This is a genomic window from Geitlerinema sp. CS-897 (assembly GCF_028368005.1).
GTDB lineage: Bacteria > Cyanobacteriota > Cyanobacteriia > Cyanobacteriales > Geitlerinemataceae > Baaleninema > Baaleninema simplex.
This window is the reverse complement of sequence record NZ_JAQNCQ010000133.1, coordinates 1-8,563: the sequence shown is the minus strand read 5'-3', so window position 1 is coordinate 8,563 and position 8,563 is coordinate 1. Positions and strand designations below refer to the sequence as shown.

Below are 8,563 nucleotides of genomic sequence, written 5' to 3'. Positions count from 1 at the left end.
TCCGATCGAGAAGCTCAAAAACCTTGGATTTTCGTCGGCGATTACCGATTCAATTGGGAAGCTAGAGTCCAAAACGACCATTGGGCAAGCTGTACGGCATCAGAATTCGCTCTGGAGACTTATTCAGCAAGCCCTAAGTAACAAGCGATCGCCAACTTTAGAAAGAAACAGTCATTCACACGAGTTAAAGCTTCCCGATCTAAAGCGCTGAGTTTTACTGTCGATCGCCCCAAACTATCGAGACGTTCGATCGCTTTCCTTCTGCTCTCTTGGTAGTTCCATCTCAAACGTCGTTCCTTTTCCTAACTCAGAGTGACAGGCGATCGCCCCTCCATGTTTCTCAACAATAATTTGTCGAGAAATCGACAGTCCTAAGCCCGTTCCTTTCCCCACCGGTTTCGTCGTAAACTGCCGCTCGAACATATTCGATCGCACCTCTTCAGACATTCCAATTCCGTTATCGGCGATGCGAACAAACACCCGTTCTCCATCTTCCGACAATTCAGTTTCGATCGCGATCCAATGGGGAGATTCTTTTAACTCTTGATAGCTGTGGTTCTGACAAGCTTCTTCGATCGCGTCGATGGCGTTGGCGATGAGGTTCGTAAATACCTGGTTCAGTTGTCCGGCGTAACATTCAATTTCAGGAATCTCTCCATATCGTTCGATCGCCTGAATCTCGGGACGAGCATCGTTAGCTTTCAACCGATGTTTGAGAATCAACAGCGCGCTTCTGAGGTTGTCGTGTAAATTCGTACGAACGGGTTTGTCTGTATCGGTACGAGAAAACGTTCGCAACGCTTTACTAATCTGGCGAATGCGATCGATCCCCATCTGCATCGACGACATCAACTTCGGCGCGTCCTCTAAAAGATACTCCAAATCGATTTCTTCGGCGCGATCTTCAAACTCTTGTCCCGGATCGGGAAAGCGATCGCGATACAATTGTAAATAGTCGCTCAAATCCTTAATATAGTTGTCCGCCAGGGTCAAATTTCCCACAATAAACCCGATCGGATTGTTAATTTCGTGAGCGATTCCCGCCACCAACTGGCCTAACGCCGACATTTTCTCACCCTGAATCAATTGAAGCTGAGCGCGATCGAGTTCCCGAACCAACTGTTCGAGTTCCTGGCTGCGTTCCCGCTCTCGCCGTTCTGAGTTTTTCAAATTACGATAGAGCGTCGCGTTTTCGATCGAAATCGCAGCTTGCGAACACAACAACCCCAACAAATCCAAGCGATCGCGCGTAAACGCCCCCACCGTCAAATTATTTTCCAAATACAACACTCCCACCAACTTTCCTTGACGTTCGATGGGATAACACAACAGCGATCGCGGTTTGAACTGCCGAATATACGGATCGTTGGCGAACGTAGACGCCTCCGCCGCATCGTTGAGAACCACACTTTCCCGCCGTCGCGCCACATAGTAAATCACCGATTTCGGCAACGACTCGCACGCCTCCACAGCGATCGACTGACGAACCGTCACCTGTTCCGTCGTCACCGTTCCCGAAGCTTCCACCATCAACCGAGCCACGTCTGTCGTGCTGTCCGTCTCCAACTCCGGCGAGTCGTAGCGCTCGGCGAGAATGAGAAACCCCGTTTGAGCGCCCGCGTTTTTCAGCACGACGTTCATCAGTTTCTTCAGCAACGACTCGAGAACGATTTCGCTCGATAACACGTGCGTCGCTTCGATGGCCGTCGCGCGAAAGAATTCCGTCCCGCTGGCCCGAACCAGCGTGTCCGTCGGACGGGTCAAGGCCGTTTCCCAAATTTGGCCCGTTCGATCGGCATTTAACGTTAACGTGCGATCGAACTGCCATTCCGAACCGGCCGTCATCCCCGCTAGCAAATTCGGATAGCGATCGCCCAACGCCCGCACCTTCGCCGTCGCTCCCCAGACCCGGTAACTGCGATAGGCTTCCGCCAAATACAAACCCGCGATGGACTCGCGACCCCAATCGAAATAAAACCGCGCCGCTCGTTCGTTCGCCAACGCCACCTCTCGCACGTGACCGTACTGTTTCGCCGTGGCGATGGCGCGATCGAACCGATCCATCGTGTTGAGATAGTCTCCCGCCACCCGATAGGTTTCCGCCTCCACCAACTCGAGGAGATGTTGGAAATTTTGGGGCATCCGTTTCGCCCAACGCCGTAACTGTCCGAGATCGGCTTCGACGTCCTCCGCCGCATTCTCCATCACCCTCTCCGACGTTGCCAATCGTGCCAACAGTCCGTAAGCAACTTGATAGGCGCGATCGACCGTTCCCACCGCGATCGCCTTCAAGTCCTCAGCAGCCGTCGCCGACACCACCGCTCGGTCGAAGTCCGATAACAGCACCCACAACACCGTTTGCGCCACCTCCATACAGTACAGTGCCGCCCGTTGCTGGCGTTCGTGCAGTTGCGGGTACTGAGTCGCGATCGCATAATGCTCGCCGTCGAGCTGCCAGGGATCGGCCGCGTGTCCTTGCAAGTTCGCCGAGAGCTGACGCCAGACCAACACGCAGGCCAAGGCCGCGTTCTGCTCGATTTCCCGCAACAGGGCGATCGCCATATCTTGGAGTCGCACGGCTGCCGACAGCGTCGCTTCCGACCAAAACGCCCCCGAACAGTAGACCGTCGCCGCATGACCGCATCCCGCCAAATCGCCCACCTCTCGGGCGTGTTGCAACCCCTCCCGCAGTCGCGGTAACAACGATTTCAGCGGGCGATACCAGGGTTCGACGCGACCGGCTGTCACCGCGACCACTAGCCCTTCGAGTCGCCGGTCTTCATCACTGTTGAGGAGTTGCTGGGCGATATCTGCCGCGTCCCGTCCGGCATTAGGGTCGTCGGCCAAGCCGCACAACAGCGCCCCGTACCACGCATAGGCGGCCGCCGAATCGCCAGCATGGCCTTGTTGCCAACTCAGTTTCAGTTGAGTCAACACCGCCTGTCGCAAGATCGCCGCATCCGTAAAGGCCGCCGTCGTCGCGACAGCACTCAACAACGTCATAGCCAAACGGTCGTAAGCACTCTCAGCCCTAGGGAGGAGAGCGAGGCGATCGCGCGGGGGAAGGAGCGCCCGAGGATCGCGCGGGATCGGCGTGTCTTCCCAGGGAACGCCGAGCATTTCGACCGCTGCTTTGCCCATACCCAACGAGCGAGCGATCTGATTTTGGATGCCGTAAACCAACGCTTGTAACTGGTAGGCTTTGGCTTTATCGAGGCGGTTGTTGGCGTGGCTTAGAACCGTTCGAGCTAGCACTTCGGCGCGATCGAAATGAGTATTGACCGCCGCCACCTCGATCGCTTCGAGATGCAGAGACACCGTCAGGTCGTACTCCCGTTCCCATCCCCACTCCGCCATCGCGTTCAGTCCCACCTCGAGATAGTCCTGAGCCGTTTGAGAGGCTGCGGCCGCCTTCGCTTTACGAGCCGCGATCGAATTGAGCTGAGCCAGTTGTCGTTTTTCCTCCGGGCGCACCATCAAGGCCGCCCCAGCGTTTAACTGGTTGACGATCTCGAAAATCCGTTCCTCCAGAGCTTCCGGCGGCGTACTTTTCAACAGCAACTTTCCGATTTGCAGCCGAACGTCCTGCTGAATTTCCGGCGAAATCAACGAGTAGGCCGCTTGCTGGACGCGATCGTGGAGAAATTTATAGGCGATATGAGAGCGATCGAGATCGGCATTGCGATCCTCATCGGCGTCCGGGTCGAGGGCGAGGGGAATTTTGTACGCATCGCTGAGGGGAACGATCGTTCCTTCGCGAACCGCCGGCCAGAGATCCGTGGCAGTACGCTGTTGCGATCGCTCGTTGACCACCGACAACACCCCCAAATCGAAGCGGTTGCCGATACAGGACGCGAGCATCAACAAATTTTGCGTTTCCAACGGGAGCGTCCGCAACTTACGAACCGTCAGTTCGATCGCGTTTTCAGAAATATCGAGCGTTTCCAATTGCGCCACGTCCCACTGCCAGCGTCCCGTTTCGGGGTCGAGGGTCAGCAAGTTGTCTCGCTCGAGAGACAGCAACAATTGCGTCAAGAAAAAGGGATTTCCATCCGTTTTGCGGTAGAGCAAACCCGCCAGCGATCGCACCTCTTCTCGAGGCAACCGTACCGTATCGGCCACCAGTTCCTCGACACAGTCGCGATCGAGATCGTTCAAAGTAATGGTATCCCAAGCGATCCCGCGATGGTGCAAATCTTCCAACAGCAGCATGAGCGGATGGGTGGGCGTGACTTCGTTATCCCGATACGCTCCGACAACCAACAGCGATCCGTTCGTATCAGCAGGACGGAGTCCTTTCGCGGGTTCGCTCAACAAAACGTTCAACAACTTCAACGACGCCGAATCGGCCCATTGCAAATCGTCGAGAAACAACACCAACGGATGCGTCTCCCGAGCGAACACGCTCAACAGCTTTTGAAACACGTCGTTGAGGCGATTTTGCGCGTCTAGCGATCCCAAAACGGGCGCAGCCGGTTGAGGTCCTAAAATTGGCAGCAATTCGGGGAGAATTTCCACAGCCACCGCCGCGTTCGCCCCTAACGCCCGAGAGAGCGTTTGTTTCCATTGCACGACCCGAGCGGGACTTTCAGCGAGGAGTTGTTCGGCCAGCCCCGACAATCCCTGTAAAAACGCAAAATACGGAACGTTCCGTTTCAGACGCTCGAACTTACCGCTGGCGAAATAGCCGCGACATTGGGCTACAGGTTTGTGAATTTCGCGAACCAGCACCGATTTTCCGACTCCCGAATATCCCGCCACCATCAGAAACGCCACCCCACCCGACGACCTCGGCGTAGACTCCGCTCCGCTGATGCGCTCGAACGCTTCCATCAACCGTCGGACTTCCGTGTCCCGTCCGTAGAGTTTCGAGGGAATTTGTAACTCGATCGCCACATCGTGACGTCCGAGAGGAAACGGTTGGATGCTGTCTCCGCGTTCCAACTGTCGGCGACACTCTTGTAGGTCGGCAATTAAGCCAAAGGCGCTTTGATAGCGATCTTCGGCCGTTTTCGAGAGCAACTTCATCACCAAATCCGACAGCATACGAGGAATCGTCGGATCGATCGATTCCGGCGGCGTGGGAATCTTGGCAATGTGATAGTGAACCAGTTCGAGAGCGTCGTCGCTGCGAAACGGCAGTTGTCCCGTCAGCAGTTCGTATAGCGTCACGCCAAAAGAGTAAAAATCGCTTTTGAAGTCGAGGGGACGGTTCGTGCGCCCCGTTTGTTCGGGAGACAGATATGCCAACGTTCCTTCAAGGGTGTTGACGGGGTTGAGATTGGGGCGTTCCTGAGACAAACGCGACGCGATCCCGAAATCGATCAGTTGGACGCGGCCGTTGTCGCGATTGTAAATGACGTTCTGCGGTTTGATATCCTTGTGAACGATTTTGGCCAGGTGCAGGTCTCGCAGCGCTTGCGAGAGTTGCACGGCAATGTCGAGACACTCTAGAAGCGACAGGCGTTGATGGCGGGCGATCGCCTCGAGAGACTGACCGCCGATATCTTCATAAACGGCGGCCTGGTGGTGATTGCGGTACGAAACGAGTCCGTAAGCTTTGACTAGGTAGGGACTGTCGAGGGATTTGGCGATCTCGTGTTCGTGGCGAATGCGGGCGAGATCGGCCAGGTCGGGATAGTCCGCGCGGGGCGTTTTGAGAATTACCGGCCGTCGATCGTGCTGGCGGTAGCCGCGATACACAACGGTTTTAGCACTTCGATCGATTTCTTCGACGATCTGGTAGCCAGAAATAGAAATCATCGCTTCATCGAGAGCAGGGGAATCGTTGGGCGGGGCGACCGTCGCGCGGACTGGTTGCAAACCAAATCCTAATCAAGAGCCTATGGTATATTCTATCAATCTTGCTATCTCGCCATCTCGCATTCGAGAGCGAAAGATAGGGTTACGATACGGTGGAGAAACGATGCTGTAACCGGGTCGCGTTCTGAGGCGATCGCACGTGTCGCACGTGCAGGACGCAATTCTCGAGCAAGGGTTACAGTCGGCTCTTCGCAGTTTGCGATCGAACGTTAAGTATCAATTTATCGATTTAATATGACTGGACTGATAGGACGCGATTTTCTGAGTCTAGCAGACCTCAGCCCAGAGGAGGTGAGGGGATTGCTGCACCTGGCCGCCGAAATGAAGGCGGGAAGGGTCACGCCACAGTGTCGTAAGGTACTGGGATTAGTGTTTTATAAGGCATCGACCCGCACTCGCGTTAGCTTTTCTGTCGCGATGTTCCAACTCGGCGGCCAGGCGATCGATCTCAACCCCAGCGTTACCCAAGTCAGTCGCGGCGAACCCCTGGCCGATACAGCCCGCGTCCTCGATCGCTATCTCGACGCGGTCGCCGTTCGCACCTTCGATCGAGCCGATCTCGAAACCTTCGCACACTACGCTGAGATTCCCGTAATTAACGCGCTGACCGATTTCGCACACCCTTGTCAGGCATTGGCGGATTTGCTGACCGTACAGGAACAGTTCGGCCGCCTCGACGGAACGACCTTAACCTACGTCGGAGATGGAAACAACGTCGCCCACTCCCTGTTACTCGGCTGTGCGATGGTGGGAGCGAACGTGCGCGTGGCGACCCCGGAAGGCTTCGAGCCGAAACCGGAAATCGTCGAACGCGCCCAAGCCATCGCCAACGGACGCAGCGAAGTGACGGTCACGCACGATCCCGTCGCGGCGGTCAAAGACGCCAACGCCCTCTATACGGACGTGTGGGCGAGCATGGGACAGGAATCCGAAGCCAGCGATCGCCTTCCCCACTTCCAACCCTATCAAATCAACGATGACTTATTGGCGAAAGCCGACCGCGAGGCGATCGTCCTGCACTGTCTCCCCGCCCATCGCGGTGAGGAAATTACGGAATCGGTTCTCGAAGGATCTCAATCTCGCGTTTGGGATCAAGCCGAAAACCGAATGCACGTCCAGAAAGCCCTATTAGCCAGTCTCTTAGGCGCAGCATAAGTCAGGGAACAGGGAACAGGGAACAGGAAACGGGGTTTCAGTCACCAGTCACCAGTCACCAGTCGCCAGTCGCCAGTGAAGACAATGGACAGTTAACAGTTTCTCCCTTGCTCCCCCTCTCCCTTGCTCCTCCTCTCCCTTGCTCCCCCTCTTCCCTGTAAGATAGAGTCGGTTCGAGACCACGCAAAGCTGTTATGTCGCAAACTCCACCGCCGTCTGACGATCGCCCGGAAAATTCTGCATCTCCTGGGGTCGTTCGATCGCTCCTCGTGCGCGTCCTGCGCGGGACGTCTTCAGTATTGAATCGCTGGGCCGATCGCCTCGAGACCGAACCGACTGCAACCGAAGTTCGATCGCCTTTAGCCAGTCCTTTAGTTTGGATTGGTGCGATCGCAGCGGTGGTTATCGTGGCGATCGGTGTGGTTCCCCTATTCTCCTCTCCATCAGAACCGACCGCCCCAGAAGTAGCCGTTCGCGAAGGCGAACCCACGCCAGAAATCACCGTCGGCGAAGGCGAACCCCTACCCGAACCGGTCGAAGAAGTCCCTCCCGCAGATGTGGCGGAACCGGAACTCGAACCGAAACCCGAAGCCGAACCCAAAGCCGAACCGGGTATTCCTTCAGATTTATCCTCTCCCGATTTAGCGACCCCTCTCGAACTCGCTCAGCCAAAGCTGACCCCAGAACAGCAACTCGTGGCCGCCGTGCGCCGACAAATCATCCAAGTCGCGAAACCTTACGAAGATAACGAGTTCGTTACGGCGGTCAGTGCAAATTTTGAAGCAGACTTGTTGCGGGTAAAACTGACCTCACAGTGGTACGACCTCACTCCTCCCGCTCAAGACGAACTCGCAAACGACCTGTGGTCGAAAGCGCAATCGCTAGATTTTACTCACGTTGAAATTGCAGACGAAGGCGGAACCTTAGTCGCCCGAAATCCCGTCGTCGGCGATCGCGCGATCGTCGTTCAACGAACCCGAGATGTGTTGATGTGACGAGAGGGGAAGAGGGGGAGGGAGCATCTAGTTAAGGCAATGAGTAGAAATACGCATTGACAGGAGTTCGAGAATAGAGGGTAAAGCATTCCCCAGTCGTCGATGACCTCAGAAGAACGTCAACAACTCAAATAAGCCGCCGAAACCATCGCCGACATCCTGTACCCAAATACTCCCGAAGAGAAAATCCAAGACTTCGAGAGCATCGAACTGAGCCTGCGCGACCACTGGCTCGAAATTCTTAGGCCGGAACTGGCCAAATTTTTTTGCCCAAAGCAGCCAAACTTGTAGCGGACGAGAACGAAAAATTAGGAGCTGTATTGGACCTGAGAGGGTGACAAGGTAGACGGAAGTCCAGGGTAAGAGCATCTCAATCAGGCTTGACAAAAGGCTTTGAGAACAGTGGTCATGTAGTCGTTATTCATTGCAGCTCGTTTCTGTTTTTGTCACAAACTGCGCCGAAGAGTGGTTTCTTGACGAAGAACATTCAACGCCCAGCGGCGGAGTAAAGATAAATTGTGAGGACTATGACCAGAACGAATCCGACAGGAATCTTCATTAAAAGTCACATCTAAAACCCAATGAACTTG

At 55.3% G+C, this 8,563-nt stretch carries 4 protein-coding genes and 1 pseudogene; 3 read left to right on the top strand and 2 right to left on the bottom strand.

Annotation, left to right across the window (positions count from 1 at the left end):
• Nucleotides 1-211 (top strand): hypothetical protein (locus POG22_RS08250; RefSeq protein ID WP_498904673.1); only part of this gene is annotated, 211 nt, incomplete at its 5' end.
• A gap of 23 nt (nucleotides 212-234) precedes the next feature.
• Here the strand turns inward: POG22_RS08250 and POG22_RS08245 are convergent.
• The gene (locus tag POG22_RS08245) at nucleotides 235-5,823 is read right to left on the bottom strand and encodes a trifunctional serine/threonine-protein kinase/ATP-binding protein/sensor histidine kinase (RefSeq protein WP_498904671.1); all 5,589 of its coding nucleotides are present in this window, start codon (nucleotides 5,821-5,823) and stop codon (nucleotides 235-237) included.
• 234 nt (nucleotides 5,824-6,057) lie between these two features.
• Here POG22_RS08245 and argF point away from each other — a divergent pair, with 234 nt between their 5' ends.
• Nucleotides 6,058-6,978 (top strand): ornithine carbamoyltransferase, encoded by a 921-nt coding sequence (gene argF / locus POG22_RS08240; protein ID WP_017660647.1) that lies wholly within the window; start codon nucleotides 6,058-6,060, stop codon nucleotides 6,976-6,978.
• A 194-nt stretch (nucleotides 6,979-7,172) separates the two neighbouring features.
• Complete coding sequence (locus POG22_RS08235) at nucleotides 7,173-7,973, top strand: hypothetical protein (RefSeq protein ID WP_498904669.1); 801 nt, start codon at nucleotides 7,173-7,175, stop codon at nucleotides 7,971-7,973.
• A gap of 374 nt (nucleotides 7,974-8,347) precedes the next feature.
• On the opposite strand, the pseudogene POG22_RS08230 reads toward POG22_RS08235, so the two are convergent.
• Nucleotides 8,348-8,563: pseudogene (locus POG22_RS08230) on the bottom strand (transposase); the annotation flags it as partial.